Raw genomic sequence first — 25,953 nt, 5'->3', positions numbered from 1 at the left:
GGATCAGCTCCCGGTCATCTCGTAACGGTCCGTGCCCCGGTGCCAGACGACCAGGGCGAGCGCCACCAGGCCCGCGGTCACCGCGAACAGCCAGGGAAGCAGCCGGGCGTGGCCGAACAGCAGGTAGGAGGCGGGGATGTAGGCGGTGAACGCGTAGGGCAGCAGCCAGGTCAGCAGCCACCGCAGCGACGGGTGGTAGAGGTCGAGGGGGTAGCCGGAGAAGTCACCCAGCTGGTTCGCGGCGTACAGGGCCGGAAAGCTGTTGGTGGTCCAGAAGGCGAGCGAAGCGAACAGCGTCTTGATCGAGGCGAGGATCAGGGCGCCGCACAGCACCAGCACCGGGGCCAGCAGGAGTCGGGAGGCGTCCGGAGTGAGCGCGAGCCGGTGGCCGGCGTACCAGACCAGCCCGGCCCCGGTGAGCAGCTCCCCGAAGCCGTCGGGGTAGAGGAAGCGCTCGGACAGCAGCGAGAACAGCGGGTGCACCGGCCGGATCAGGTAGCGGAAGAACTCGCCGTTCTGCACGAGCTTGCGGGCCAGGATCCACAGCTGGTCGGTGAACATCCGGTCCAGGCCACGCGGCAGCAGCGAGAACCCGAGCAGGAACAGGACCTGGTCGTAGTGCCAGCCGGCGATCTCCGGGACCTGCCGGAAGACCATGCCGATCACCGCGGCCTGGCAGACCACCCGCAGCACCAGACCGCCGGCGCCGAGCAGGAAGTCCATCCGGTACTCGGTCAGCCGGTGCACGCTGACGGCGCTCAGCTGCCAGGTCAGCCGGACGTAGCGGACCGTGGTGGAGACGGGCCTCATCCGCCGAGCACCTCCACCCGGCGCACCGCACCGCGCCAGGCGAGCGCGACCAGAGCGCTCAGCGCCACGGCCCACACCAGTTGCACACCGAGGATCCCGGCGGCGCCCAGCGGCCCGTGGTACCGGCCGAGGAGCAGCCGCAGCGGCCCGTCGACCATTCCCTGGAAGGGCAGCAGCTGCGCGACCGCCGCCAGCGGGCCGGGCATCAGCGCCAGCGGCACGACCTGCCCGGCGAAGAACGCCACCACGCTGTCCTTGACGATGCGCACGCCCCAGACATTGGTGGTGACGAAACCGGCGAGGCCGACCAGCAGGTTCACGCCGAAGCCGATCACCAGGGACAGGGCGGCGGAGCAGCCGAAGAGCAGCACGCCCTGCGGGCTGGGCGCGGAGAGCGGCAGCACCAGCGCGTACAGCACCACCACGGGGACGGCGACCAGCGTGGCGTTGGTCAGCGACACCGGCAGGCCGGCGGCGAAGCGGGCCAGCGGATAGCTGACCGGACGCAGCAGCGACACCGCGATGTCGCCGCGCTGCACCTCCCCGGAGACCTCCTCGTCCACCCTGCTGGCCTGCATCAGGCCGAGCACCTGGGCCAGCAGGACGTAGGTGGTCAGTTGCGGCAGGTCGTAGCCGCCGGGCAGGCCGCCGCTGCGGCCCGCGTACACGGCGCGCCACAGGAAGACCTGCACGCCGACGGCGGTGGCCGCGGTGAGCGCGTTGATCAGGAAGGTCGCGCGGTACTGGAGCAGCCCCTGCAGGCTCGCCGCGGTGAACGGCGCGTATCGGCGCAGGTGCCCCGGGACGGTGCCGGCCCGGGTCATCCCACCGCCTCCGGCCGCGGCGCCGGGTGGCGGCCGCCGGTGTAGATGCGGCGCAGCACCGACTCCAGGTCCGGTTCGGGGACCACGCAGTCGGTGACGTCGAAGTGGTCCAGCAGCAGACCCATGACCTGGCGGCTGGTCCAACGTCCCGCCGGGTACTCGACCCGGATCCGGCCGCCTTCGACCACGGAGGCCGATGCCCCGTCGAGTTTCGCCTCGATCAGGGCGATCGCGTCCGCCGGAGCCGCCGGGTCGCCCTCGTGCTCGAAGAGCACCGCGCGGGTGTCGGCGGTGCGCAGCAGCTCGTGCACGCTGCTGGAGTGCACCACCTCTCCCCGGTCGACCACCAGCACCCGGTCGCAGATCGCGCCGATGTCGCCCATGTCGTGGCTCGTCAGCAGCACAGTGGTGCCGAGCTCGGCATTGACCCGATTGACCAGCTCGCGCACCGCTTCCTTGAGCACCAGGTCCAGGCCCACCGTGGGCTCGTCCAGGAAGACGACCTTCGGGTCGTGCACCAGGCTGGCGGCGACCTCGGCGCGCATCCGCTGCCCGAGGCTGAGCTGCCGCACCGGTGTGTTGCCGAGGGCGTCGAGGTCGAGCAGTTCCCGGTAGAGCGCCATGTTCCGCCGGTAGACCGTGTCGGGGACGTCGTGGATGCTGCGCAGGATGCGGAACGAGTCGAGCACCGGCAGGTCCCACCACAGCTGGCTGCGCTGGCCGAAGACCACGCCGATGTTGGCGGCGTTGCGGCGCCGCTCCCGGTACGGTTCCAGGCCCGCCACGAGGGCCCGGCCCGAGGTGGGGGTCATGATGCCGGTGAGCATCTTGACGGTCGTGGACTTGCCCGCGCCATTGGCCCCGATGTAGGCGACCTTGGCCCCCGCGGGGATCTCGAACGAGACCCCGGAGACCGCCCGCACCAGCCGGTGTTCGCGGCTGAACAGGGTGCCGAGGCTGCCGAGCAGGCCCGGTCTGCGCTCATGCACCCGGAAGTCCTTGACCAGGTTCTCCGCGACGATCACTGCCGGCCCCCGGTGGCGCGCTCCAGGGCCTGGGCGAGCAGCCCGAGACCCTCCTCCAGCAGAGGGCGGTCGATGGTGAACGGTGGCGCCAGTCGGATGACATGTCCTCCGATGGCGGTCCGCAGCCCGAGGTCGAGGGCGTGCCGGTAGACCGCGCGGGCGATCTCGGGGGCGGGCTCACGGGTGGTGCGGTCGCGCACGAACTCCAGCCCGTGCAGCAGGCCGATGCCCCGCACGTCGCCCAGCACCGGGTAGCGCTCCTGCATCCGGGCCAGCCGGTCGTCCATGACGGCGCCCAGCACGGCCACCTGGCCGATCAGGGCGTCACGACTGACGACTTCCAGGGTGGCCCGCGCGGCGGCGATGCCGAGCGGGTTGTTGGCATAGGTCGAGGCGGTCGAGCCGGCCCGGGCGGCCCGCGGGTGGCGCAGCACCTCGGCCCGCCCCGCGAGCACGGCGAAGGGGAAGCCCGAGGCCATGCCCTTGGACAGGGTGACCAGGTCGGGATCGATGCCGAACTGCTCACTGGCCAGGAAGGTGCCGGTGCGCCCGCCGCCGGTGAGCACCTCGTCCGCAACGAGCAGCACCCCGTGCTCCCGGCAGCTCTCGGCGATCTGCTCCCAGTAGCCGGGCGGCGGCACGATCACCCCGGCCGCGCCCAGCACCGGCTCGAAGACCAGCGCGGACACGTTGGACTTCTCGGCGATGTGACGCCGCACCAGGGTCGCGCAGCGCACCCCGCAGGAGGGGTACTCCAGGTCGAGCGGGCAGCGGTAGCAGTAGGGGGAGTAGCCCAGCACGCTGTTGCCCGCGAAGGCCTGGTTGCCGATGTCCCAGTGGACCAGCATCCGCGCGCCCTGGGTCTTGCCGTGGAAGCCGTAGCGCAGCGCGCCGATCCGGTTGCGACCGGGCTCGGCGACCGCCTGGACGGCTCGCAGCGCGGCCTCGACGACCTCGGCGCCGGTGGAGAAGAAGGCGTAGGTGTCCAGCTGCTCCGGCAGCAGGTCGGCCAGCAGGTCACACAGGGCGGCACGGCCGGCGGTGGCGAAGTCATGGACGTTCCACAGGCGTTCGGCCTGTGCGGTGAGCGCGGCCACGACCTCCGGATGGCAGTGCCCGAGCGACTGGGTGAGCGTGCCAGCCGCGAGGTCGATGTACTGGTTGCCGTCCAGATCGGTGAGCACCGCACCGCGGCCCTCCACGAAGACCCTGCGGCCCAGCGCGGCCTCCTCGGAGGCTCCCGGGGCCAGGTGCACGGCCTCCTCCGCCAGCCGTTCCCGCTGGCGGGGGCCGCTCAACGGGCACCGTCCAGCGGGCCCGTCTCGAACACCAGCAGCTGGAGGTCGTCGTCCGAGGTGTTGGCGAGGCCGTGCTCGCCGTACGGGCGGTTGGGAATCACGTCTCCGGCGCGGACCTCGAACGCCTCACCGTCCAGTGTCATCCGGCCCTGACCGGACAGGACCACATAGGTCTCCTGGTTGTCCGCGTGGCGGTGCAGACCGATGGAGGTGTGCGGAGGCAGCACCACCAGGTCGATGAAGGCGACGCCGGCCGGGGCGTCCTCGCGGCGGTACACCCGGTGCGCCAGGATCGTCCCGACTCCGCCGTGGTCGGCGGTGATCCCGCGAAGCAGCCCTTCACGCAGGTTGGACACCCTGAGGTGGGGCGCACCCGGGGTCGAGGGACGTTCGGCGTGGCTCATCTCGGTACGGCTCCTGTCGGGCGAGGCGAAGTCGGGTGGCAACCAGGGCCGACGTCAGCGGGAGGTGGCGAGCGGGTGCCGGACGGCGGCGAGCGACTCCAGCGCGCTCGTCAGGGCGGCGGCGGGGACGTCCTCCAGGTCGTCGACGAAGACCGCCGAGCCGATGCCGTCGGGCACCACCAGGTGCAGACGCCGGCCGCGCCGTTCCCAGGAAGCCCTGAGCGCCCGGTCCATCAGCTCCGGCGTGCAGGTCTGCGGGTCGTGGACCGGGAGGCCGAGGTCGACGATCAGGCGGGTGATCCGCTCGCAGTCCTCGGCACCGATCAGCCCCAACTCCCGGGCCAGGTGGGCGGAAAGAGCCATGTCGATGGCCACCGATTCCCCGTGTGCGATCCGGTAGCCACTGGCCGTCTCGATCGCCGGGCCGAAGGTGTGGCCGAAGTCGACCAGCCGGGCCAGATCGTGCTCACGGAGGTTCGGACAGAGCTCCTCCAGCATCAACGCCATCGCGGTGCGCAGCACGTAGTCCTCCAGGCCTCGCCGGACACCGTCCGGGCCGGAGAGCCGGGAAGGCTCCGGGCAGGGCCGCCGAAAGACCTCGGGGTGCTCCTCCAGTGCGCGGAAGAGCCGTGCGTCCTTGATGATCGCCATCTTGGCGATCTCACCGAGGCCGCAGCGAATCTGACGCTCCGTCAGTGTCTTCAGGAAGGCCGGGTCGTTGATCGAGGCGTGCGCGGGGTGGTACGCCCCGAGCATGTTCTTGGTGCCGAGAGCATTGACACCGGTCTTCACACCGACACCGACGTCGACCTGCCCGACCAGCGTCGTGTTGACCTTGATGTACCGCACACCTCGGCAGAAGATCGCCGCCGCGAACCCGACGAGGTCGCAGGTGACTCCGCCGCCGACCGCGAGCATCACACCGCGCCGGTCCAGTCCGGCGGCCTTGGCCTGGGCGCAGATCTCCTCCACCGAGGCCATCGTCTTGTGCTGCTCACCGCCGGGGAGCCTGACCACGCTCCAACTTCCTTGCGTCAAGAAGGAGTTGAGGTAGCGGCGCAGCTGCTGCCCGTAGTGCCGGTCGACGGTCGGACCGAGGAAGGCAACCACTCTACGACCCTCGCAGTACCCGGCCAGCAGCGAGTTCTCCGGCGCGAACACCCCGTCCGTGATGTCGACCCGGTACGACGTCCCTTCCGGCGCAAGGAGCGTGAAGCCGCCCTCGTCGCCTCGGACCCCGGGCTCCGCCACTGCCGTCTGCGCCACCCGACACTCCTTGGACCGGCCAGCGACACACCGGGCTGACCTCGACTGCGGTAACGGAAGCAGAGTCAAACAGGTGATCGACGACGATGGCAAGAACTTTCGGAAACTTTCCGCAAGAACTTGCTGTCGGTGCGGACGGGCCGGCATTACCGCCTGCCGGAGGTCATCTGACCAGCCATCACGGCGTGGTCGCACCGCCGTGGCGCGCGCGGCGAACCCCGCCGCGGTGACCGCCGGCTCCATGTCCGGCGACAGGGACGGGAACCCGTCCGGTGGACCGGGCCGCTTCGCAGGAACGCCGCGCAGGCTCGCCCACAAGGAACTGGTCGGTCATCAGCGGAGTCATGTGCCCGATCAATTGGCGCTGGACAGTCCCGCGCGAATCCTCCATGCGCGAACCGTTGGACCCGTCGTCAGTCGTCTATTTCATTGCCGCTCCGGCGACGCCCCACTATGCTGGGGGAAAGCGTTGACGGAGACGAGTAACCACGGGGCCAGGCGAGTTCAGAGAGCTGCCGGAAGCTGGAAAGGCAGCCTCGCCCCCGGGCGAAGACACTCCCGAGCGCGGGGAGGAAAGGCCTCGGCCCAATGCCCCGCCGGCCGGCCCCCGTTACCGGGCCTGAACGAGGCCGCCGCCGATCGGCGACGGCAAAGGCGTGGTGGCACCGCGAGTACCCTTCTCGCCCACGCTCCCAAGGGATCATGACGACGCCCCTGGAGGGCAGCGATGATCCACCCGACTTCCCGTGTCCTGATCTCCGACCTTCGCGAACACATCGGTCGGACCGTCTCCGTCTCAGGCTGGGTCAACACCCTTCGGCTGCAACGCAGGATGCAGTTCGTCCTCGTGCGCGACCACACCGGCATGGCGCAGGTGACCCACGAGCGCGGCGGAGAGGCCGACCTGCTGGAGGAGCAGCTCGAACACCTCACCCCCGAGTCCGCAGTGCGGATCGTCGGCCGGGTCCTCGACAACAGCGTGGTCAAGCTCGGCGGTCTCGAGATCGTCCCCGAGTCGATCGAGGTCCTGAACCGGGCCGAGACCCCGCTGCCGATCGACGAGCACACCGGCCCGGAGCAACGCCTGGACTGGCGCTTCCTGGACATCCGCAGGAGGACCACGGCCCGTCTGCTGTTCGCGGTGCAGACGACCCTGGAGCAGGGGATGCGCGAGTACGCGTACGCCCAGGGCTGCACCGAGATGCACACCCCGAAACTCATGGGCACCGCCTCGGAGTCCGGCGCGGAGGTCTTCGAGCTCGGCTACTTCGACCGTTCCGCGTTTCTGGCTCAGTCGCCGCAGTTCTACAAGCAGATGGCGATCGCCGCCGGCATCGACCGGGTTTTCGAGGTCGGTCCGGTGTTCCGGGCCGAACCGTCTTTCACCTCCCGGCACGCCACCGAATTCACGGGCGTGGACCTGGAATTGGCGTGGATCGCGGACGTCGGGGACGTCATGGTCTTCGAGGAGCGGATGCTGGCCCACGCCGTCGCAAAGGTCGCCGAGCTGCACGGCGAAGCGATCCGGGAGCACTTCGGGGTGGAGGTGGTGGTACCGGAGACACCGTTCCCGCGCATCACCATGGCCGACGCACAGGAGGTGCTGCGGGCCGGCGGGTGGGACCCGGAGGGAGGCAAGGAGGACCTCGACCCGGACGGCGAGCGAAGGATCGCCGCGTACATCAAGGAGCACACCGGCCACGAGTTCGTGTTCATCACCCACTACCCGACCGGCATTCGGCCGTTCTACCACATGCGGTCGGCGGAACACCCTGACACGACCCTCAGCTTCGACCTGCTGTGGAAGGGGCTCGAGATCACCACCGGCGCCCAGCGCGAGCACCGTTACGACGTGCTGCTCAAGCAGGCCGCCGACAAGGGCATGAACACGGAGCAGATGCGGGACTACTTGAACGTGTTCCGGTACGGCTGCCCTCCCCACGGTGGGCTGGGCATGGGACTGGGGCGCGTCCTGATGGTGATGCTCGGCCTGGATTCGATCCGCGAGGCGACCTTCCTCTTCCGCGGCCCGAACCGCCTCACGCCCTGACCTGCGCGTTTCACTTCAGAAGCCGTTGTCGTACCGATCGGGGATTCCGGCCGGACAGGAGTCCCCGATCGGGTGATCCCGGGGTGGTCGGCACATAAGGACAGGGCCGCCGGCGCAGTTCCCGGGCGCCGGTTCACCCTCCCTGATGAACCCCTGACGCCGGCACCCGGCATCACAACGCGGTCTTGATGCCCCGGATCGCCGGCCAACCCGGCGCCATCGCCGTCAGGCCACCGCACGGGCCAGGCTGATCACGTACGCGGTGCCGCCGCCGGGTGCCTCTTCGACGGCGAGTTCGCCGTTCATCGCCTCCACGAATCCCCGTACCACCGCCGGACCCGTGGGCTCCGCGGCAACAGCCTCGCCGCCGTGGACGGTCACCCGGACGTCCACTCGCCCGGCCACCACGCCGGCGTCGACCACCACCGCTGCCGTCCCCCCGGAGACCAGGACGTCCGCGAGCGCCCGCTCCAGCAACCCGGGATCCGCGAGGACCCGCGGCAGACCCGCCCCGAGGTCGACGCGGACGCCGACCAGCCCGTCGGCGGCGGCCCGTACCACCTCGGCCACCGCCGTCGGCCTCAGCACCACCGGCATCACTCCGGCCCGCAGCCGGCTCAGGTCCAGCAGGCTGGCGACCAGCCGCTCCATCCGTTCCACCTCGGCGTCGATCCGCTCCTCGGCCGGGTCCGGCAGGCGCTCGGCCTCCCGGCGCACCGCCGCCAGCGGCGCCCGCAGGTCCTTCCCCACGGCCTCCAGCAGTGCGGTGTGCATCGCGTCGGTGTGCGCGAGCACCTCCGCCGCCGATGCCTGCGCGGCCAGCCGTTCCCGCTCCCGGGCCAGCTTCAACTGCGTGACGTACGGCCCGAGCAGCCGGGTGTCCTCCTCGGTGAGCGGTGCGCCGCGCAGCACCAGCACCGCGCCGTCGCCCAGGTCGACGGAGAACGAGGCCTCGTCGGGCCTCGACGGCACCTCCACCCCGGCCGAGGCTGCCGGCTGCCAGAGTGCCTCACCCGCACGCACCAGTACGGCGGCGCCGTCCAGACCGAACACCTGCCACAGCTCCGCCACCAGATCGGACAGCACCCGCGGCCCGGACTCCACCGTCTCCCCCGCCAGCCGGGTGAGGACCGCCGCCTCCGCCCGTGACCGGTCCGCCTGCTGCGAACGGCGCGTCAGACCGTCGATCAGATGGGAGATCACCCCAGCCACCGCGAGGAACACCACCAGCGCCGCGGCGTCCGCGCCCCGTTCCACCATCAGGCTGCGCCACGGTGTGGTGAAGAAGTAGTCCGCCGCCAGCGCCCCGGCCGCCGTGCTGCCCGCCGCCGGCAGCAGCCCGCCCAGCCGGGCGGTCCCCGCCACCACCAGCAGCAGGCACAGCAGCACGCCGGACAGGCCGAGCGAGTCACGCGTCGGCGACAGCGCCCAGGTCAGCGCGACCGCCCCGGCCGGTCCGAGCAACCACGCCAGCCGGCGCCGGCGGACCGGGACCAACGCCGGGCGGCGGCGCCGGGGCGCGGGCGGCACGGTCAGCAGCCCCGGCTCCGGCGGCGGCAGCACCCGCACGTCGATCGGGCCGGCCAGCCGGATCACCCGGTTGATCACCGAACCGGACACCAGTTCGCGCAGCCTGCTGCGACTGGTCGGCCCCAGCAGGATCTGTGTGGCGCTCTCCGTCCGGGCGAAGTCCACCAGCGCACGAGCCACGTCGCCGCCGCTCACCTCGACGTAGCCGCCGTGCAACTCCCGCAACAGCGCCCGCTGCGCGGCCAGGCCCGGCGGCTCACGCTCGGCCGTGCCGTCGTCCAGCCGGACGTGCACGCCGAGCAGGTCCCCGTGCATCCGGGTCGCGGTGCGGGCTCCCCGGCGGATCAGGTGCTCGCCCTGCGGGGCGCCGTTCAGCGCGACGAGGATCCGCTCCTTGGTCTCCCAGGGCGCCCGGATGCCGTGCCGGGCGCGGTAGTCGGCCAGTTCCTCCTCCACCCGGTCCGCGAGCCAGAGCAGTGCCAGCTCCCGCAGGGCGCCGAGGTTGCCGGCCCGGAAGTAGTGGCCCAGGGCCACGTCGATCCGGTCCGGCGCGTAGATCTCCCCCTGCGCCATCCGCGCCCGCAGCGCCTGCGGGCTCAGGTCGACCAGCTCGATCCGGTCGGCGGCACGGACCACCTCGTCCGGGATCGTCTCCCGCTGGGCGACGCCGGTGATCTGCTCGACGACGTCGTTGAGACTCTCCAGGTGCTGGATGTTGAGCGTCGTCGCCACGTCGATCCCCGCGTCCAGCAGCTCCCGCACGTCCTGCCAGCGCTTGTGGTTCCGCCCGCCGGGCACGTCGGTGTGCGCGAGCTCGTCCACCAGCGCGAGCGCCGGACGGCGCGCCAGCAGCGCGTCCAGGTCCAGCTCGGTCAGTTCCGTTCCCCGGTACGACACCGTCCGCCGGGGCAGCACCGGCAGGTCCCCCAGCTGCTCCTCCGTCCCGCGCCGGCCGTACGTCTCGGCCAGGCCGACCACCACGTCCAGGCCCTCGCCGTACAGCCGCCGCCCCTCCCGGAGCATGGCGTACGTCTTCCCCACCCCCGGCGCCGCTCCCAGGAACACCCGCAGCTTCCCGGCCACCGCCGTCCCACCGCCTCTCTCCGCCTCCGGTTCCATGCTCCGCCCTACCCGACGTGGACGCGCGGGCGCCGGGCGCGGTCCGGCTCGGCCTCGCGGAGTACCTGTGACGATCACCAGCACGACGGTCGCCTCGGGTGAGAGCAGCCCGGCGGCCAGCGCGGCGATGCCGGGCTGGTAGCCGAGCGTGGAGGGAGAAGTGGTCCGGGCCGGTCAGGCCCATGACCCGCCACCACCGCCGGCCCTTGTGGTCGACCGGCGCCTGCGCATGCGGCCCCGGGTACTGCTTGGCCATGTCGGACAGGCCCTCCAGCAGCCATGCCCGAAACCTCGTCCGCCGCGTCGACGCAGCCGCACCCGACGAACCCACCCGCGCCCCTGTCCACGTCCCCGAGCCGACGCCACCGGGGCGGCGGCAGGGCGAAAGGCCATGCGACCGGCCGCTTCGCTCCCGGCAACCGCCCGCGTGGATTCGCCCCGTCGGCCCAGCGGCCCGGCAGGCAGCCCCGGGCTTCGACTTGCCGGCGGCGAGCCGACGCTCGCAAGGCGGCGCCGGCCCGTTGTCATCCGTTTTCGGCGGCTGGTGCGTCCTGGGGGTATGAAGCGCGAATCGATCCGCCCGGGGGGCTCCGGATCCGACCCGTTCGACGAGTTCGTCGCAACGCGGTACCAGGCCCTGCTGCGGGGGGCGTACTTGATCACGGGAGACGTCCACGACGCCCGGGACCTGCTGCACGACGCCTTGGCGCAGGTGTACCCGAGGCGGTCGGCGATCCGGGAAGCGGCGGCGACCGAGGGGTACGTCCGCAGAACGATGGTCCGCACCCACGTCTCGCGGTGGCGGCGGACCAGGCGCGAGGTGCTCACCTCCGTGCTTCCGGACGGACCGGCGGTCCAGGAGGGCGAGCGGGACGACCGGTTGGCGACGGCGCTGGCCGGACTGCCCCGGCGGCAGCGGGCGGCCGTGGTGCTGCGCTACTACCTGGACCTGCCGGTCGCGCAGGTGGCGGAGGAGCTGGGGTGTTCGGTGCCCACGGCGAAGACGCACCTGGCCCGCGGGATCAAGGCGCTTCGACAGGACATGGAGAACGTGAGGGAGTTGGTGGGGCCGTGAGCGCTGAGGACAGGTTCGAGGAGGAGCTGGTCACCCGGCTCGGAGCGCATGCGGCGGGGGTCACGGGCAACCCGCCGCTGGCCGAGCTGCGCGAGGCCGGACGGCGGCGGGCCAGGCGGCAGGCGGCCGTGCGGGCGGTGACGGCGGCAGCGGTGCTGGCCGTCGGAGCGGGGGCGCTGACGCAGCTCGGCAGCCTCGGGAGCGGTCGTACGGGGGCGGCGGGGCTCGGCGTGGGCGCGCCGAGCCCGACGCCGGGAGCGACGGCCCGGGGACAGGTGTCGGTGATGCTCAACTGCACGAACGGGCCCACGTCGATGCGGACACCGGGCTGGCACCAGCACCCGAGCCAGCTGCCGTGGGGGCCGTCGTCGTCGGGCCGGCCGTCATCGGGCGCCCCCACGTCCGGGACACCGTCGTCGTCGGGCCGGCCCTCATCGGGCGCCCCCACGTCCGGGACACCGTCATCGTCGGGCCAGCCCTCATCGGGCGCCCCCACGCCGTCCGGCTCGCAGACGGCCTGGCCGACGTTCTCGGGCTCCCCCACGGCCTGGCCGACGGCCTCCGGCTCACCGTCGGCACCGTTGTCGGCCGATCCGGTGGAGACCGGTGTGACGCGGGCGGGACAGACCATCGAGGACATGGGGATGACCGACTACTCCGACCACTACTTCGGCACCTGCCGCGACAGGAGCACGAACACGCTCTACGTGATGCGGGTCCCCGGCAGCGGCCTGGACGCCGCCGTTGCCCGCACGGCGGCCGACTGGCCCACGGTGAAGGTGCAGTTCGCCGACGCGGCGGGCTCCCGCGGCCAGCTCATGGCGCTCCTGAACCGGATCCGCGCGGACACCGAGGAGTGGCGGGCCAAGGGTGTGACGATCGAGGGGCTGACACTCGCCATCGACGGCGCCGGCATCGTGGTCGACACCCCGCAGTGGCAGTCCGCGGAGGCGGAGATCAAGGCGAGGTACGGGCCCCTGGTGGCCGAGGTCCGCTGACGGCCGACGCGAACACCCCTTGCCGTGACGGAACTTGGGACCGGGAGGTGACTGCGCCACGACGTCCGCAGCGCCGTACGCCGCCGGAAGGCGGTGCCACCGGTCGGCTCGGTGGCACCGCCTTCCGGCGTCCCCGGGTGACTACATCTCCGGTTCCCCGTGCCGGGCGGGACGCTTGAAGACCGATCAACCGCTCAGGCGGCGGAGGAGAGCTGTCCGCGAACCCACGCGGGGTCGGGGTTGGTGTGCGGTCGGCCGTTCACGACGACGGTCGGCACGGTCTCGTTGCCGTCGTTGGCCGCCCGCACCACCGCTGCCGCCTCCGGGTCGCTCCAGATGTCTACCCAGTGCAGCCCGCGGGCCGCCCGGCCGAGCCGGAGGCGCAACCGCAGGCAGTACTTGCAGCCCGGCCGCCAGTACACCACCGGCCGGCCGTCGGCCGCGCTGCGGCGCTGCGCCTCCGCCGCCCCGAGCGACTTCGGGAAGACCAGCGGCGAGTTCATGGCCGCGAGCCCCGCGAACAACAGCAGGTACAGGACGGCCGCTCCGCGACTCCCGCTGAACGCCAGCCCGCCCGCGACGGTCGCGCCGCAGAGGACGAGCAGCAGCGGCAGTGTCCACACACGCATCATGGCGGCCCAGGCTATCCGCAAGTGCGGCACCGAGCGACGACGGCAGCGGCGTCGGGACGCGGCGCGCCGACGACGAGCGGATGCGTGCGGGGAACCGCGGGTGTCAACCGTTCGATCGCGGGATGTTCCACCGTACGGACATCGCCGGGTCGATCCGTACGAGGAGGTGCGAGCCGGAGGCCGGTGGGACCTCGGGCTGCGGATCTACGGCAAGCCCGGGGTGCGCGACCGGGCGGGCGCCGTCGGCGAGGCGTTCCGGCGCGGTCTGGTGACCTGAGCCGGACGCCCCGCCGGAAGGGGACTCGGAAGGCCCGCTTCCAGATTGTGACGTGACCCTGTCTAGTTCGTTCCCGTCCTGGTGTGGTGGGATGAGGCCTCACGGGGATGAACCGGTGACGGGGGTGTGTGCTGGTGCGGAGTGGATGGCTGCGGGAGCTGGACGGGGACGCGGCGTGCCTGGCGGCCGTGGGGCTGGTGCGGCTGGGCACGCAGGACTGGCGGAGCACCGAAGGCGGGGCGCCGGCCTGGGTGGGCGGGCTGCGGGCGGCCTCGTTCGCCGATACCTGGCTGGCGTTCGGCGACGGGCCCGCGTCCGGACTGCGGGTGCCCGCGCCGGCGGTGCTGCGGGCCGTGGTGGCCCGGGCCGCGGATCTGGTGCTGCGTTCCTGCCGGGACGACGGACCGGCGGCACTGGAGTGGCTGGGGCGACGCTCGGCGGAGGCCCGCGAGCAGGCGCAGCGGGAGGGTGTCGTGCACCCGGCCGAGCCCTGTGCGCTGACCCTGGTGTGGCACGGGGTCCAAGCGCTGACCGCCGAGGACGGGCCGTGCCACGCCCGCCGCGTCGAGGAGCGCGGCGAGGCGTACGTACGGGAGCGGCACCACCGCCGGGACACCCTGGCGCTGGTGCTGTGCTGCACCCGGATCGCCGCGGCCGCGCTGGTCGAGCTGTGCGAGGGCGACCCCGAGCGGGTGGCCGGCTGGCTGGAGCGGGACGCGGCGCGTTCCATGCCGCGCGGCGGCCGGGTGCCGCTGTGGGTGCCGGGCCGGCCCGCTCAGCCGGCCGGCTGAGCGGGCCGGTCAGCCTGCGCCGAGCAGCCGGGCGACCTCCGTCATGGCCGGCCCCAGCGGCAGGTCGAGCCGGAGTGCGGCGAGTTCGTCCCCGCGTGTCGGCCCCTGGTTGACGATCGCGACCGGTAGCCGCGCCCGGGCGGCGCGGCGGGCGAAGCGCAGCCCGGACAGGACCGCCAGGGAGGAACCGAGGACCACCAACGAACTTGCCGCGTCGACCAGTTCGTAGCAGTGCTCGACCCGGGGCAGGGGAACGTTCTCACCGAAGAAGACCACGTCGGGCTTGAGCACGCCGCCGCAGTCCGTGCAGGCGGCGACCCGGAAGCCGTCCACCAGCGGCTGCGGCAGCCGCGCGTCGCCGTCGGGCCTCAGCTCCGCCCGGGGCCGGCGGAAGCCCCGGTTGAGCTCCTCCAGCCGCCGGTCCAGCTCGGCCCGGGTGCTGGTGCGGCGGCAGTCGAGGCAGACCACCCGGCGGAGTCCGCCGTGCAGCTCGACGGCCTCCCGGGTACCGGCCGCGTGGTGGAGGCCGTCCACGTTCTGGGTGATGACCGCCGCGACGTGCCCGGTCCGGCGCAGCCGGTCCACCGCGTGGTGCCCGGAGTTGGGCCGGGCCCCGGCGATCGCGGGCCAGCCGGTGTGGCTGCGGGCCCAGTAGCGGCGCCGGGCGTCCGCGCTGCCGGTGAACTCCTGGTACGTCATCGGGGTGCCGCTGCGGCGGCGGCCGGTGGCGCCGCGGTAGTCGGGGATGCCCGACTCGGTGGACAGGCCCGCCCCGCTGAGCACCACCGCACCGCGCCGGTCCAGCAGCCGTACCAGGGCTTCCAGCTCCTCCCCCGGCGGACCGGCCTGCCCGTCCGGGCGTTCGAACGCGTCCATACCGTCGAGGTTAGACCGACGGCCCGTGGTTCCCCGCCCGGCCGGGCGGCTCCGCGGCGGTGCCGGCGGCGAAGGCCGTGATCCGTTCCAGGGGTGGGTTCCAGCCGCGGGTGGTGCCCACGACCAGGCAGGGGGCGTCCAGCGCGATCGGCACCCAGGACTCGATCGGCCGCTCGCCGCGCGCGATGCGGCGCAGCAGCTCGCCGTCCGCGTGGACGGCGCGCCCGGGTTCCTCGGTGGCCCTGCGGGCGATGCGCTCGCGGGCGGCCTCCGGGTCGACGGTGCAGCGCAGGATGCGCAGCTCGGCGAGGTCCGCGAGCGGTGCGAGGCCGGGCCGCCACAGCCGGTCCTGGAAGGCCGCCTCCGCCACCAGGTCGGTTCCCGCGCGCAGGCGCTCGTCGATGGTGCGGAAGAACTCCGCCAGCGCCCGCCGGTCCAGGTCCTCGGCCGGGGCCTCCCGGGCGGCGGCCATCCGTTCCTTGAGCTCGTCCCGGCAGACCGCCGGGCGGCCGAGCGCGTCGGCCAGGGCGTGCGCCAGCGTGGTCTTGCCGGCCCCGGGCGGCCCGCTCACGACGAGCAGGTTCGGGCGTCGGTTCGCGGTCGGCAGTCGTGTCATGCCCGGTGAGTCTGCGCGGGACGGCCGCCGCCCGCCACCTCCCCTGTGGGCGGCGGACGGCGAGTGGCGGGCGTCGGGACCGCGCCGCTGGGACCCGCCGGAACCGCCGTTCCAGTGGACCCTCCTGCCGGTAAAGCCGGCCGACGCGGAGGTGAACGGGGCCGAACCGCCGGTACAGGAGCAGGTGTTGCCGCGCCCCGCCCATGCCGCTCGGACCCGGGGCAAAGCGGCAACCGCCGGTGGAGCAGGTCCGGCAGCCCCAACCCGACGGCGTCGGCCCGGCGGCGTCAGCTCCGGCCCGGCACCGGCGGCAGCGGCCACCGCGGCGGCGCGGGCAACACCCCGTCCGCCCGCAGACCCTCCGCCGGCCCGCGCCCCGACAGCCAGGCGAGCAGGGCGTGGCCGGGACCGGTGACGGTGGGGCCGTCCGGGGCCAAGGTCCAGCCGCGGCCGAGGTCGGTGGCCGTCAGCCGGGCGACCGGGAATCCGTGCGCGGCCAGCGCGGCCGCCGTGCCGTCGAGCGCCCAGGCGACGTACCCGGTGGGCCAGTCGGCGGTCGAGCGGCCGAGATCGAGGTCGACGTGGTGGGTTTCGAGCTCCCGCCACGCCCGGTGCAGGGTGAACCACGCCGGGTGCCGCCAGCCCGCGAGGGCGGACACCGGCGTCGACCACCGCTCGGCGGGCATCGCGTCCGCCGCCGCGAACATCCCGTCCAGGCTGCCCCGCAGGTCGGCGACCAGCTCCGCCGCACCCCGCCCGGCGCCCTCGTGCAGCGCCCGGTCCAGCGCGGCGGCATCGGCACGCGGGCCCGGCTCGGTGCCGGTCCGGGCCACGGTCAGCAGCCACCGGTACGCGTCGGCGCCGCGGGCGAGGTGGGTGAGGACGTGGGCGCGGCTCCAGCCGGGCAGCGTCGAGGGCTCGCGGGCCTGCCGGTCGGTCAGTGCTCCGACGGTGGCGAGGACCCGCCCGGCGGAGGCCCGCACCTCGGCGAGCGGCACGGCGGTCTCGGCCCCGTCGGGGTCGGTCGGCCGCGTCACGGGCGGCGCGCCCAGGCGGAGATCATCGGGGCGGTGGCCAGGTCGAGCCGCCCGGAGGCGACGTTGGCCAGGTGGCGCTCGATCTCCTCCTCCGTCGCGAGTCCCTCCCGCACCAGCAGCCCGCGGATCTGCCGGACCGTCGCGTCCTCCAGGACCGCGCAGGCCGGCGAGGTGATCGGGAAGTACGCGTCGGCCTGGACGTCGACCAGGCCCGCTTCGCGCAAGGCCCTGGGCAGCGTCCGCCCGTACGCGAGGTCGGCGCCACGTCCCGCCATCAGGGTGCGGAAGCCGGACCTCAGCCGGTTGGCGAGGCGCTCGTCGGGGCCGGACTCGTCCGGACAGAGCAGCGGTTGCAGGGCCGGGTCGGCGTCCTCCAGCAGCAGCCGGCCGCCGGGGCGCAGCGCCTGCACCATCCGGCGCAGGGCCTCGGCACGGTCGGCGACGTGCACCAGGACCAGCCGGGCGTGCACCAGGTCGAAGCCGCCGGGCGGTGGCGGGTCGGCCGCCACGTCGTGGCGCAGCACTTCGATCACGCCGCCGGCGGCGGGGGCGGTCCAGGAGACGTCGATGTCGGTCGCGACCACCGCACCGGTCGGGCCGACGCGCTCGGCGAGCCCGAGCGGCACCGAGGGACCGCCCGCGCCGACCTCCCAGCAGCGCATTCCGGGGCCGATCCCGAGGGCGTCGATGTGCCGGAAGGTCACCGGGTCGAACAGCTCGGCGAGGGCGCCGAAGCGGATGCCCGCCTCCGACTGCCGGTTGTCCAGGAGGTAGCCGTGGTCGGTTTCGTGCTCAGCCATGCCGGAATTCTCGCAGGCGTCGGAGCGGGCGGCTGCTCCGGCCCGTGCGGCGTCGGCGGGCCGGGCCGGGCTGTGCTGGGCCAAACCGTGCCGGGCCGTGCTGGGCCGGGCTGGGCCGGGCTGGGCCGGGCGCTCAGGGCTGCGGGGCCGGGCCGGAACCCCTGCCGACTTTCCGCACATCGTCAAGTACCGGACGCCGCACGGCCCTCGCACCCGTCAGTGACGCTCCGAGCGCCGGGGATTCGGCCTCGCCGAGGAGTGCGAGCGCGCCGCGAGCGGATCCCTCCGCCCGGCAGGCGCTGTGCCCGGAACGGCAAGGCCCGGGGCGCTGTCAGCATGATCTCTCCCGCGCGCAGCACCTAGTTTTCGCTGCATGCGGTCGCGGCGAGGAGAACCGGAAGCGACGCGGGGCGACGGCGTGGACACTGCCCACCCTGCCGCTCGACGGACATGCCGGGCCGCCGGGGCGAGCGTCCTGCCGCGACGCATGTGATTCCCGATCCCGGGACCCACTCGCTTCCCTCAGGGAGGAGCTCCACATGACCACAGCAGAACCGGATTCCGCCGACCGTCACCCGCACATCCGGCACATCAGGGAAAAGGTGGCCGAGCACCACCGCCGCGTTCAGGCCGAGCGCGAGGAGTCCGCGTTGAAGGACGCCATCGGCGGGGCGGCCTTCGACCTGGCGGCCGATGTCGCGCATCCCACGGCCCGCCAGGCCGAATCCGGCTACGACGTCGAGACGGATCTCGGCGTGGAACCGCGTTGAGGCACGGACTCAGCCGTTCCTCCGGCCTTCCAGGCCCCTCCCGCTCCTCACCGGCACCCCGGCCGGCCTCGGCCCCGGGCGTACCACCCCAAGTCGTCATATCGGAAGGGAACACCACCATGTCCACAGTCAAGCGATGGTCACGGACCGGCCTGCTGGCCACAGCCCTGGCAGCGACCCTCACCGTCGGCGTCACCGGCCCGGCGAGCGCCGCCGCCGGGCCGGTCTCGGACGCACGCTTTCTCGCGCATCTGAACATGGCCGACGGACAGCGACCGGAGAACATAGCCCTGGAGCCCGGCGGCGGCGCGGACGTCACGTTCGCCTTCTCCCGCCAGGTCGCCCGCATCACCCCCGACGGCCAGGCACAGGTGCTGGCGACCCTGCCGTCACCCGCGGCCGGCTCCGTCACCCCGGTCCTGACCTCTCCGTTCCTCGGCGGCATCGACCGCGCTCAGGACGGGACGCTGTACATCGCCTACGCCACCGGCACCGGTGATCTGACCGGTGTGTGGCGCCTGCGCCCCGGGGGCACACCGCAGCGCATCGCCGCGCTCCCGGCGGACAGCCTGCCCAACGGACTGGCACTCGACAAGCACAGCGGCCTGCTGTACGTGGCCGATTCGGCCCTCGGCACCGTCTGGCGGGTGCCCGTCGCGGGCGGCACACCCACCCGGTGGGCCACCGCCCCCGAGCTGCGGCCCGCCGGATTCCTGGGTGCCAACGGCATCAAGATCCACAACGGGGCGGCCTGGGTGACCAACCTGGACCAGGGCACCGTGCTGCGCATCCCCGTCACGTGCCACGGCAGCGCCGGGCCCGTGGAGACCCGCGCCACCGGACTGGTCGACATCGACGACTTCGCCTTCACCGGCGCCGGCGACACCCTGCTCGCGGCGATCAACAAGGACAACGAGGTCGCCCTGGTCAGGCCCGACGGCAGCCACAGCATCGTCCTGACCGCCGCCGACGGGCTGCAGAACCCCACCTCGATCGCCGTACAGGGCGACACGGCGTACATCGCCAGCGGCGCCTACTTCACGAACACCGACCCCAACCTGCTCGCGGCCCACGTCGCGCCGGGCGAGTAACGGAAGGAAGAGACCTGATGAACGATCGATCGACCTCAGAAGCCGCCGACTTCGACCCGGAGGCCTTCCTGGTCGTACCGGCCCGGACCTTCGAGGACCTGCGCATCGGCGAGGTCTTCCGCGCGCCCAGCCGGACCCTGACGGACGCCCACGCCGCGGCGTTCCAGACGGTCTCCGCGGACAACCATCCGGTGCACTACGACATCGAGTGGGCCCGCCGGCACGGACACCCCGCGCCCGTGGTGCACCGTGTCGGCGTGCGCCTGGTGGCCGCAGCCGGTGCAGTGGAAGGTGGAGGCCTCGCGACTGAAGGCCTGCGCCTGCGCGCCACCCTGCGCAGCTGAGAGCGGTCCCGCCTTCAGCGATGCCCAACCGCGGTTCCCCGACTGTCCGCACGTCCTCAGCCGCCTTTCGGCCAACTGTGCGAAAGGTCTGTTCGCAGCCACGGCACCCCCCTAGAGTGGCCGCGATCCTCCGCAAGTGACCTTTTCTTCACGCCGGTTCACCGGACCTTCACGCCGGTTCACCGGCCTCGGAACGTTCAGCGCAGCCTGTTCCCACCATCGAGCCGGAAGGGCCGGATCCGTGACGCAGGCGTTCCAGTCCCCCGGCTTCGCCGCGCTGGCGGCCGACCGCGCGGTCGAGACGCGGCTCGTCGAGGAGCGCTGGCAGGCGGTGGCCTGGGACCTGCGGACGGGTCGGCGCCGGGTGGTCACCGACCGGCCGGGAGGCGTCCACCTGAGCGAGATCGAGCCGGACGGCGACGCCATCTGGTGGTTCGACGCCGACAGTGCCGGTCAGGGGCGGTGGCGGCGCGAGCCGTTCGCCGGCGGAGCGGGCGGCGCGGCGCTGCACGGCGTGCCCCGCGGGCGGGCGTACGGCGTCGCCTTCGACCGGACGGGCGCGCTCGCGGCGGTGGCCGTCGGCGTCGACGGCGCCTCGCACTGCTACGTCGGACCGCCCGCGGGCGAGGCGCGGCTGATCGGTTCGGCGCCGGGGTACCTGAGCCTGGCCGACCTGTCGCCGGACGGTCGGCTGCTCGCGCTCGGTGGTCGGCCCGACGGGGACGACGCAGTGCTCCTGTGGCCGACGGACGCTCAGGCGGACGGCCCGCTGCGGCTCGCCGGGGATCACCGACTGCGGCTCTGGCCGATCGAGTTCAACCCGCTCGCGGTGCTAGAGCCGGAGCTGCTGCTGGTGGTCGAGGAGGACGAGCGGTACACCGTCGCGACCTGGCGGGCGAGCACGGGGCTGCGCCGGTACCCGGGACTGTCGTTCGACTCGCAGATATCGGCCGGCTGGTACCAGGGGCCGCGCGGGGTGCTGGTCCAGCACGAGCGGGCCGGGCGGAGCCGACTGCTCCTCGCCGACCTCGACCCGCCGACGGGACAGGGGGCGGCGCAGCAGGGACCGGTGGGCCGAGGACCGGAAGAACAGGGGCCGGAAGAACAGGGGCCGGCAGAACAAGCTCCGCCCGCCCGGGAGATCAGCACACCCGGTGGCACGATCCACGACCTGTCCTGCGCCCCGGACGGCACCCTGCACTGCGTCTGGAGCCGGGAGTCGACACCGCCCCGCCCGCTGGTACTGCGCCCCGGCACGGAGGTGGCGCACCACCTCGATCCGGACCGGGGCGACACCTCCCGCAGCCGGCGCTGGACGCCCCGGCCGTACGGGCGGATCCACAGCTTCGTCAGCACCCCGGTCGGCCAGGGCCCGTGGCCGACCCTCTTCCTGGTCCACGGCGGCCCCGCCACCCACGACCGGGACTCCTACGACCCGCGGGTGAACGCGCTGGTGGGCCACGGCTACGCGGTGGTGCGCACCAACTACCGCGGCTCCACCGGCTACGGCGCCCGCTGGCAGCACGAGTACGGCCACCGGGTCGGGCTGGCGCAGATCGAGGACCTGGCCGCCGTCCGCGCGGAGCTGGTCGCCGACGGTACGGCGCTCGCGGAACGCACCGGCCTGTGCGGATTCTCGTGGGGCGGCTACCTGACCCTGCTGGCGATGGGCGCGCAGCCGGAGTTGTGGTCACTCGGCATGGCCGCTCAGCCGATCGCGGACTACCCCGCCACCTACCGCACCACCACCCCTGCGCTGCGCGAGCTCGACCGGCAGCTCTTCGGCGGGACCCCGGACGAGGTTCCCGAGCGCTACCGCGCGGCCGACCCGCGATCGTACGTGCACCAGGTCCGCTCGCCCGTCCTGCTGGTCGCCTCGCGGACCGACGAGCGGTGCCCACCCGACCAGGTGTCCCGGTACGCCGCGGACCTGCGCCGGCTGGCGGTGCCGCACGAGCTGCTCTGGGTGGACGGCGGCCACTACAGCCGCCGGACGGCCGACCACCGATCGGTGCTGGCCGCGATGGTCCGGTTCGCCGGGCACGCCTGGCCGGCACCGCTCCCCCGACCACCTCGGGGCGATCGCCCCGAGGTACCCGCCGAGCTGGTGGAAGGAGGTGAACAGCCATGAAGCGACGCAGCATTCAGAACGACCCGATCAGCACCCCGGAGCGTGACCGGGGCGCCGTGGTGGTCCAGAACTTCGCGCTCGACATCACCAAGGCCGCAGCGGTCGCGCCTGCCCTCAAGGGGCAGCCGAAGCCGAAGCCGGAAGCCAAGGGCAAGTGATCCTTCGTCGCTCCGGGGCGCCCGAGGTGCCCCGGAGCGACACCTCACCGACCGCCCGCGAACAACAGAAGTGGCCACCATGCGTATCGTCCTGCTGCACATGCCCTGGGGCGCGATCGACGTGCCGTCGCTGGCGCTCGGGATCCTGCACACCGCCGCCGCACGCGCCGGCCATCAGGTCGAAGTCCGGTACGCCAACCTGGACTTCGTGGACTGGGCTGCCGAGACCGCGGGTTTCGGCGTGGACGACTACCAGTACTTCTCCGAGAAGTCCTACTTCCAGGGCGCGGGCGACTGGGCGTTCGCCGGTGCGCTGTACGGTGACGACGGCCCGGCCCCCGGCATCGAGGACAGCGTCGACGGCGACGGCGACAGCGACGGCGTCGATTTCGCACGCTACTTCGAGTACCTGGTCACCAGCGGCGCGAGCGATCAAGAGATCGCACTGACCCGGGCCACCCGCGCGATCGCCCCCGCGTTCATCGCCCGACTGGTCGAGGAACTCGCCGCCGACCCGCCGGACCTGGTCGGCTTCACCACCACCTTCCAGCAGAACACGGCGAGCCTGGCCGCTGCGAGGCTGCTCAAGCAGCGGTGCCCGCAGGTGCGCACGGTGTTCGGCGGCGCGAACTGCGACGGTCCGCAGGGCGCCGCGCTGCACCGCAACTTCCCCTTCCTGGACTACGTGGTGCGCGGCGAGGGCGAGGCCGCCTTCCCGGCACTCCTGGAAGGCGGCGACCTCTCCGCGGTCCCCGGGCTGTGCTGGCGTGACGACTCCGGGAAGTCCACGGCCAACGAGATGACGAAGCGTCCGCTGCCGCCCGCGGCAATCCTGGCGCCCCGCTACGACGGCTTCTTCGAGCGGCTCGACGACTCCGTCGCGGCCGGCTGGGTCGATCCCAAGCTGGTCGTCGAAGGATCCCGGGGCTGCTGGTGGGGCGAGAAGCACCACTGCACGTTCTGCGGGCTCAACGGCTCCTCGATGGAGTTCCGTTCCAAGCCGCCGGCGGACTTCCTCGCCGAGGTGCTCGCGCTCGCCGAACGCCACCAGCTGTTGGACGTCTACGTGGTCGACAACATCCTGGACATGGGCTACTTCGACACCGTCCTGAAGTCGCTGGCCGAACTCCCGGTCGATCTGCGGCTGCACTTCGAGATCAAGGCCAACCTGCGCCGCCACCAGTTCCAGCTTCTCGGCGACTCGGGCGCGGCCCAGGTGCAGCCCGGCATCGAGAGCCTGAGCACCCGGGTCCTGCGGATCATGGACAAGGGCGTGACGGGCTGCCAGAACGTCCGCGCGCTGCGGGACGCGCAGAGCGCCGGGGTCTCGGTGACCTGGAACTACCTCTACGGCTTCCCGGGCGAGCAGCCGGCCGACTACGAGTCGGTGATCCGCCAACTGCCCGTGCTGCACCACCTGGACCCGCCGACCGGAGCGGGACGGATCGCGATCGAGCGGTTCAGCCCGTACTTCGACCGCCCCGAGCTGGGCTTCGCGATCACCCGGCCGGCCTTCCAGTACCGCGCGACCTACCGCCTTCCGGAGAGCGAACTGACCGAACTGGCCTACGTGTTCACCGCGCCGCCACGCGGGATCGGCGGCGACCTCGCGGAGCGGCTGAGCGCGGCGGTGGACACCTGGCTCGCGCGGTTCCCCGACAGCCGGCTCAGCTACCGGGACGCGGGCGGACGGATCGTGCTCGTCAACACCCGGCCCGGGTACGACTGGCGGGTGGTCGAGCTGACCGATCCGGTGGAGCTCGCCGTCTTCCGGCTGCTGGCCCAGCCCCGCTCGGCTGCCGCGCTGGCCGCCAAGGTCCCCGGCGGCGCGGCAGCGGTCGAGCCGGTGCTGGAGCGTTTCACCGCGCTGGGCCTGCTGTTCCACGACGGGGACAGCTTCCTGCAGGTCGCCGTCGAGTCCGACAACCAGGTGCTGATGCGGATGCAGCACCGGCACGGCCCCGCCGCCGTCCGTCCCCGCACCGAGGAGGTGCTCGATGCCGTCACGATCGGCTGAACGGACCGACGCCGCCGCCTGGCGCGCGGCCGGCCCGGAGGTCGAGCTCTGGCTCGACTACGACCCCGTCGCCCGGGAGTTGCCGGGCTTCGCGCTCGGTCTCCGCACCCTGCCCGGCCCGGCGCAGGAGGAGGTCACCGAGCTGCACCGCGCCGGGGTCCGCTGCCTGCGGCTGACCGAGCCGGTGCGGCTCTGCGCGGACGCGCCGGCGGCCTCCGCGCGGGCGCTGATGCTGCTGCGCGAGGCGACCGGGCAGGGGCTGGCCGTGCTCTGGCAGGCGGTCTGCACGGACGGCTGCGCAGCGCAGCGCCGGTTCCACCACCTGTACCCGCCCGAGCAGTTGACCGGCGCCCCACAGGACGTCGTCGCCGACTGGCGCGCCACGTACTACCCGAGCAAGTGCGTCTTCCGGCGCGGCCCCGGCTTCGTCGAGGTGCGCGACCGCCGGTTCGGGACGCTGGAGCTGTTCACCATCGACGAGCCGGGCCACCTGGCACAGGTGGACGCGCTGGCCGAGGGCGTCGAGGCCGGCCTGCTGCCGGAGGCCGTCCACCGGGACTTCGCCGAGGCCGGTCTGATCGCCGAACAGGCCGGCCGCGCATGGTTCCTGCCCATGCGGGTGCGCCGCTGGCCCTTCCCGTCGCTGACGGTGTAGTTGCGAGAGTTCGAGTCCGAGGAGAGATCCATGACCACCGCGGTCGACGACGCCGCCGCACGGATGTCCGCCTTCATCCGCGACCCCTATCCCACGCTCGCCCGGATCCGCGAGGCCGGCGCGGTCTCCGTCGTGGAGTTCGGCGAGGGCCTGCCGGTCTACCTGGTGACGCGCTACCAGGACGTTCGGGCCGCGCTGCTGGACCCGCGCTTCGGGCAGGACGTCCGCCGCAGCCAGGCCATCGCGAGCGGGCGGGGCGCCGGCCTGACGCTCGGTTCGGAGGTCGTCCACATGCTCAACAGCGACCCGCCGGACCACACCCGGCTGCGCCGCCTGATCCAGGGCGTCTTCACTCGCCGGCGGGTCGATCTGATGCGACCGCTGGTCGAGCGCATCGCCGGCGGCCTGCTGGACGGGCTGCGCGGACGGGAGACCGCCGACCTGGTGACGGACTTCGCCTTCCCACTGCCGATCATGATCATCTGTGAGCTGCTGGGCTTCCCCCCGGAGGACATGCAGGCCTTCCGCACCTGGTCGACGGCGATCCTGACCCAGGGCGGCGACATGTCGTTCGATCAGGCGACCGCCGAACTGAACGATTACCTGCGGGAGTTGATGAAGGCCCGGCAGGCGTCGCCACGCGCGGACATCCTGACCGACCTGGTGCAGGCCTGTGACGCCGGTGAACTCACCGAACAGGAGGTGTTCTCGATGGTCTTCCTGCTGCTGATCGGCGGCCACGAGACCACCGTCAACCTGCTCGGCACCGCCACCCTTGCGCTGCTCCACCACCCCGACCAGCTCGCCTGGCTGCGCGCCGATCCGGCGGCGATGCCGGTCGCGATCGACGAGTTCCTGCGCTACGAGTCTCCGGTGAGCATGGCCACGCTGCGGTTCACGAATGCCGACGTGATGGTCGACGACGTGGAGATCCCGGCGGACGAACTGGTGCTGCTCTCCCTCGGCGCGGCCAATCGGGACCCGGCCCGCTTCACCGATCCCGACCGGCTGATCCTGGACCGGGGTGATCCGGGCCACCTGGCCTTCGGGCAGGGCCTGCACCGGTGCCTCGGCTCCTTCCTCGGCAAGCTGGAGAGCGAGGTCGCGCTGACCGGCCTGCTGGAGCGCTTCGCGCGGATCGAGCTGGCCGTCGCGGAGGAGACCCTGCCCTGGCGCAACACGATCATGCTGCGCGGCCTGGAGTCGCTGCCGGTCTCGCTCGATGGCTAGCAGCGCGGGGACGGGCAGCGCGGGGACGGGCAACGCGGGGACGGGCAACGCGGGGACGGGCAACGCGGGGACGGGCAACGCGGGGACGGGCAACGCGGGGACGGGCAACGCGGGGACGGGCAACGCGGG

At 73.0% G+C, this 25,953-nt stretch carries 24 protein-coding genes and 1 pseudogene; 12 read left to right on the top strand and 13 right to left on the bottom strand.

The window, feature by feature from the left end; all coding sequences use genetic code 11:
* Nucleotides 1–3: 3 nt before the first annotated feature.
* The 6 genes from AB0O11_RS22135 to AB0O11_RS22110 are packed head-to-tail and all read right to left on the bottom strand — an operon-like array spanning nucleotide 4 to nucleotide 5,627.
* Nucleotides 4–810: an ABC-2 family transporter protein gene (locus AB0O11_RS22135; protein WP_363389561.1), complete on the bottom strand. Its 807-nt coding sequence runs from the start codon at nucleotides 808–810 to the stop codon at nucleotides 4–6.
* A complete protein-coding gene (locus tag AB0O11_RS22130) occupies nucleotides 807–1,634 on the bottom strand; it encodes an ABC-2 family transporter protein (RefSeq protein ID WP_363389558.1) in 828 nt (275 codons plus the stop codon). The genes AB0O11_RS22135 and AB0O11_RS22130 overlap by 4 nt, the downstream gene beginning before the upstream one ends.
* Nucleotides 1,631–2,659: an ATP-binding cassette domain-containing protein gene (locus AB0O11_RS22125; RefSeq protein ID WP_363389555.1), complete on the bottom strand. Its 1,029-nt coding sequence runs from the start codon at nucleotides 2,657–2,659 to the stop codon at nucleotides 1,631–1,633. The genes AB0O11_RS22130 and AB0O11_RS22125 overlap by 4 nt, the downstream gene beginning before the upstream one ends.
* Entirely contained in the window at nucleotides 2,656–3,957 is a 1,302-nt protein-coding gene (locus AB0O11_RS22120) for an aminotransferase class III-fold pyridoxal phosphate-dependent enzyme (protein ID WP_363389552.1), read from the bottom strand. The genes AB0O11_RS22125 and AB0O11_RS22120 overlap by 4 nt, the downstream gene beginning before the upstream one ends.
* A complete protein-coding gene (locus AB0O11_RS22115; protein ID WP_363389549.1) occupies nucleotides 3,954–4,361 on the bottom strand; it encodes a cupin domain-containing protein in 408 nt (135 codons plus the stop codon). Before AB0O11_RS22115 ends, AB0O11_RS22120 begins: the two co-directional genes overlap by 4 nt.
* A 54-nt stretch (nucleotides 4,362–4,415) precedes the next feature.
* Entirely contained in the window at nucleotides 4,416–5,627 is a 1,212-nt protein-coding gene (locus AB0O11_RS22110) for a sedoheptulose 7-phosphate cyclase (protein ID WP_363389547.1), read from the bottom strand.
* Nucleotides 5,628–6,354: 727 nt separating this feature from the next.
* On the opposite strand from AB0O11_RS22110, the gene aspS reads away from it, so the two are divergent.
* On the top strand, nucleotides 6,355–7,677 hold the full coding sequence (aspS, locus tag AB0O11_RS22105; RefSeq protein WP_363389544.1) for an aspartate--tRNA(Asn) ligase: 1,323 nt from the start codon (nucleotides 6,355–6,357) through the stop codon (nucleotides 7,675–7,677).
* 225 nt (nucleotides 7,678–7,902) lie between these two features.
* Here aspS and AB0O11_RS22100 read toward each other — a convergent pair whose 3' ends face one another.
* Both AB0O11_RS22100 and AB0O11_RS22095 read right to left on the bottom strand, forming a co-directional pair.
* Nucleotides 7,903–10,326, bottom strand: coding sequence for a DUF4118 domain-containing protein (locus tag AB0O11_RS22100; RefSeq protein WP_363389746.1), 2,424 nt, complete (start codon nucleotides 10,324–10,326; stop codon nucleotides 7,903–7,905).
* 66 nt (nucleotides 10,327–10,392) lie between these two features.
* A pseudogene (locus tag AB0O11_RS22095) lies at nucleotides 10,393–10,582 on the bottom strand (hypothetical protein); the annotation flags it as partial.
* Between the two features lie 303 nt (nucleotides 10,583–10,885).
* Here AB0O11_RS22095 and AB0O11_RS22090 point away from each other — a divergent pair.
* Together AB0O11_RS22090 and AB0O11_RS22085 are read left to right on the top strand one after the other, a co-directional pair.
* Nucleotides 10,886–11,401 carry a SigE family RNA polymerase sigma factor gene (locus AB0O11_RS22090; protein WP_363389541.1) on the top strand — a complete coding sequence of 172 codons (516 nt, stop codon included), beginning with the start codon at nucleotides 10,886–10,888 and terminating at the stop codon, nucleotides 11,399–11,401.
* A gap of 608 nt (nucleotides 11,402–12,009) precedes the next feature.
* Complete coding sequence (locus AB0O11_RS22085; protein WP_363389538.1) at nucleotides 12,010–12,399, top strand: hypothetical protein; 390 nt, start codon at nucleotides 12,010–12,012, stop codon at nucleotides 12,397–12,399.
* 194 nt (nucleotides 12,400–12,593) lie between these two features.
* Here AB0O11_RS22085 and AB0O11_RS22080 read toward each other — a convergent pair whose 3' ends face one another.
* Nucleotides 12,594–13,031 (bottom strand): glutaredoxin domain-containing protein, encoded by a 438-nt coding sequence (locus tag AB0O11_RS22080; RefSeq protein WP_363389535.1) that lies wholly within the window; start codon nucleotides 13,029–13,031, stop codon nucleotides 12,594–12,596.
* Nucleotides 13,032–13,442: 411 nt separating this feature from the next.
* Between AB0O11_RS22080 and AB0O11_RS22075 the strand changes: the two genes are divergently transcribed.
* Nucleotides 13,443–14,099 (top strand): hypothetical protein, encoded by a 657-nt coding sequence (locus AB0O11_RS22075; protein WP_363389532.1) that lies wholly within the window; start codon nucleotides 13,443–13,445, stop codon nucleotides 14,097–14,099.
* A gap of 9 nt (nucleotides 14,100–14,108) precedes the next feature.
* Here the strand turns inward: AB0O11_RS22075 and AB0O11_RS22070 are convergent, their stop codons facing one another.
* The 4 genes from AB0O11_RS22070 to AB0O11_RS22055 form a co-directional block, all read right to left on the bottom strand.
* Nucleotides 14,109–14,975, bottom strand: coding sequence for an NAD-dependent protein deacetylase (locus AB0O11_RS22070; protein ID WP_363389529.1), 867 nt, complete (start codon nucleotides 14,973–14,975; stop codon nucleotides 14,109–14,111).
* A gap of 10 nt (nucleotides 14,976–14,985) precedes the next feature.
* Nucleotides 14,986–15,591, bottom strand: a complete 606-nt coding sequence (locus tag AB0O11_RS22065; RefSeq protein WP_363389527.1) for an AAA family ATPase — start codon at nucleotides 15,589–15,591, stop codon at nucleotides 14,986–14,988.
* A 287-nt stretch (nucleotides 15,592–15,878) separates the two neighbouring features.
* On the bottom strand, nucleotides 15,879–16,628 hold the full coding sequence (locus AB0O11_RS22060; RefSeq protein ID WP_363389524.1) for a maleylpyruvate isomerase family mycothiol-dependent enzyme: 750 nt from the start codon (nucleotides 16,626–16,628) through the stop codon (nucleotides 15,879–15,881).
* A complete protein-coding gene (locus AB0O11_RS22055) occupies nucleotides 16,625–17,428 on the bottom strand; it encodes a methyltransferase domain-containing protein (RefSeq protein WP_363389521.1) in 804 nt (267 codons plus the stop codon). The genes AB0O11_RS22060 and AB0O11_RS22055 overlap by 4 nt, the downstream gene beginning before the upstream one ends.
* Before the next feature lie 539 nt (nucleotides 17,429–17,967).
* On the opposite strand from AB0O11_RS22055, the gene AB0O11_RS22050 reads away from it, so the two are divergent.
* The 8 genes from AB0O11_RS22050 (at nucleotide 17,968) to AB0O11_RS22015 (ending at nucleotide 25,824) form a co-directional block, all read left to right on the top strand.
* Entirely contained in the window at nucleotides 17,968–18,198 is a 231-nt protein-coding gene (locus AB0O11_RS22050) for a hypothetical protein (RefSeq protein WP_363389518.1), read from the top strand.
* A 119-nt stretch (nucleotides 18,199–18,317) separates the two neighbouring features.
* On the top strand, nucleotides 18,318–19,289 hold the full coding sequence (locus tag AB0O11_RS22045) for a hypothetical protein (RefSeq protein ID WP_363389515.1): 972 nt from the start codon (nucleotides 18,318–18,320) through the stop codon (nucleotides 19,287–19,289).
* Nucleotides 19,290–19,306: 17 nt separating this feature from the next.
* A complete protein-coding gene (locus tag AB0O11_RS22040) occupies nucleotides 19,307–19,633 on the top strand; it encodes a MaoC/PaaZ C-terminal domain-containing protein (protein ID WP_363389512.1) in 327 nt (108 codons plus the stop codon).
* 241 nt (nucleotides 19,634–19,874) lie between these two features.
* Complete coding sequence (locus AB0O11_RS22035; RefSeq protein WP_363389510.1) at nucleotides 19,875–21,764, top strand: prolyl oligopeptidase family serine peptidase; 1,890 nt, start codon at nucleotides 19,875–19,877, stop codon at nucleotides 21,762–21,764.
* The gene (locus AB0O11_RS22030) at nucleotides 21,761–21,922 is read left to right on the top strand and encodes a hypothetical protein (RefSeq protein ID WP_363389507.1); all 162 of its coding nucleotides are present in this window, start codon (nucleotides 21,761–21,763) and stop codon (nucleotides 21,920–21,922) included. The genes AB0O11_RS22035 and AB0O11_RS22030 overlap by 4 nt, the downstream gene beginning before the upstream one ends.
* Nucleotides 21,923–22,001: 79 nt before the next feature.
* Entirely contained in the window at nucleotides 22,002–23,939 is a 1,938-nt protein-coding gene (locus AB0O11_RS22025; protein ID WP_363389504.1) for a RiPP maturation radical SAM C-methyltransferase, read from the top strand.
* Nucleotides 23,920–24,594, top strand: a complete 675-nt coding sequence (locus AB0O11_RS22020) for a DUF5825 family protein (RefSeq protein WP_363389501.1) — start codon at nucleotides 23,920–23,922, stop codon at nucleotides 24,592–24,594. The genes AB0O11_RS22025 and AB0O11_RS22020 overlap by 20 nt, the downstream gene beginning before the upstream one ends.
* Nucleotides 24,595–24,624: 30 nt before the next feature.
* On the top strand, nucleotides 24,625–25,824 hold the full coding sequence (locus tag AB0O11_RS22015; protein ID WP_363389498.1) for a cytochrome P450: 1,200 nt from the start codon (nucleotides 24,625–24,627) through the stop codon (nucleotides 25,822–25,824).
* Nucleotides 25,825–25,953: the final 129 nt, after the last annotated feature.

It is taken from the genome of Kitasatospora sp. NPDC093102 (assembly GCF_040683915.1).
Lineage (GTDB): Bacteria > Actinomycetota > Actinomycetes > Streptomycetales > Streptomycetaceae > Kitasatospora.
This window is presented reverse-complemented; position numbering and strand designations above follow the sequence as displayed.

What these genes read in the sequence shown, in the direction of transcription:
- AB0O11_RS22050 (WP_363389518.1), top strand. Translation starts at nt 17,968, where the DNA reads ATGACCACAGCAGAACCGGATTCCGCCGACCGTCACCCGCACATCCGG.
- AB0O11_RS22025 (WP_363389504.1), top strand. Translation starts at nt 22,002, where the DNA reads ATGCGTATCGTCCTGCTGCACATGCCCTGGGGCGCGATCGACGTGCCG.
- AB0O11_RS22135 (WP_363389561.1), bottom strand. Translation starts at nt 810, where the DNA reads ATGAGGCCCGTCTCCACCACGGTCCGCTACGTCCGGCTGACCTGGCAG.
- AB0O11_RS22020 (WP_363389501.1), top strand. Translation starts at nt 23,920, where the DNA reads ATGCCGTCACGATCGGCTGAACGGACCGACGCCGCCGCCTGGCGCGCG.
- AB0O11_RS22100 (WP_363389746.1), bottom strand. Translation starts at nt 10,326, where the DNA reads ATGGAACCGGAGGCGGAGAGAGGCGGTGGGACGGCGGTGGCCGGGAAG.
- AB0O11_RS22130 (WP_363389558.1), bottom strand. Translation starts at nt 1,634, where the DNA reads ATGACCCGGGCCGGCACCGTCCCGGGGCACCTGCGCCGATACGCGCCG.
- AB0O11_RS22080 (WP_363389535.1), bottom strand. Translation starts at nt 13,031, where the DNA reads ATGATGCGTGTGTGGACACTGCCGCTGCTGCTCGTCCTCTGCGGCGCG.
- AB0O11_RS22115 (WP_363389549.1), bottom strand. Translation starts at nt 4,361, where the DNA reads ATGAGCCACGCCGAACGTCCCTCGACCCCGGGTGCGCCCCACCTCAGG.
- AB0O11_RS22015 (WP_363389498.1), top strand. Translation starts at nt 24,625, where the DNA reads ATGACCACCGCGGTCGACGACGCCGCCGCACGGATGTCCGCCTTCATC.
- AB0O11_RS22055 (WP_363389521.1), bottom strand. Translation starts at nt 17,428, where the DNA reads ATGGCTGAGCACGAAACCGACCACGGCTACCTCCTGGACAACCGGCAG.
- AB0O11_RS22065 (WP_363389527.1), bottom strand. Translation starts at nt 15,591, where the DNA reads ATGACACGACTGCCGACCGCGAACCGACGCCCGAACCTGCTCGTCGTG.
- AB0O11_RS22040 (WP_363389512.1), top strand. Translation starts at nt 19,307, where the DNA reads ATGAACGATCGATCGACCTCAGAAGCCGCCGACTTCGACCCGGAGGCC.
- aspS (WP_363389544.1), top strand. Translation starts at nt 6,355, where the DNA reads ATGATCCACCCGACTTCCCGTGTCCTGATCTCCGACCTTCGCGAACAC.
- AB0O11_RS22070 (WP_363389529.1), bottom strand. Translation starts at nt 14,975, where the DNA reads ATGGACGCGTTCGAACGCCCGGACGGGCAGGCCGGTCCGCCGGGGGAG.
- AB0O11_RS22045 (WP_363389515.1), top strand. Translation starts at nt 18,318, where the DNA reads ATGTCCACAGTCAAGCGATGGTCACGGACCGGCCTGCTGGCCACAGCC.
- AB0O11_RS22090 (WP_363389541.1), top strand. Translation starts at nt 10,886, where the DNA reads ATGAAGCGCGAATCGATCCGCCCGGGGGGCTCCGGATCCGACCCGTTC.
- AB0O11_RS22030 (WP_363389507.1), top strand. Translation starts at nt 21,761, where the DNA reads ATGAAGCGACGCAGCATTCAGAACGACCCGATCAGCACCCCGGAGCGT.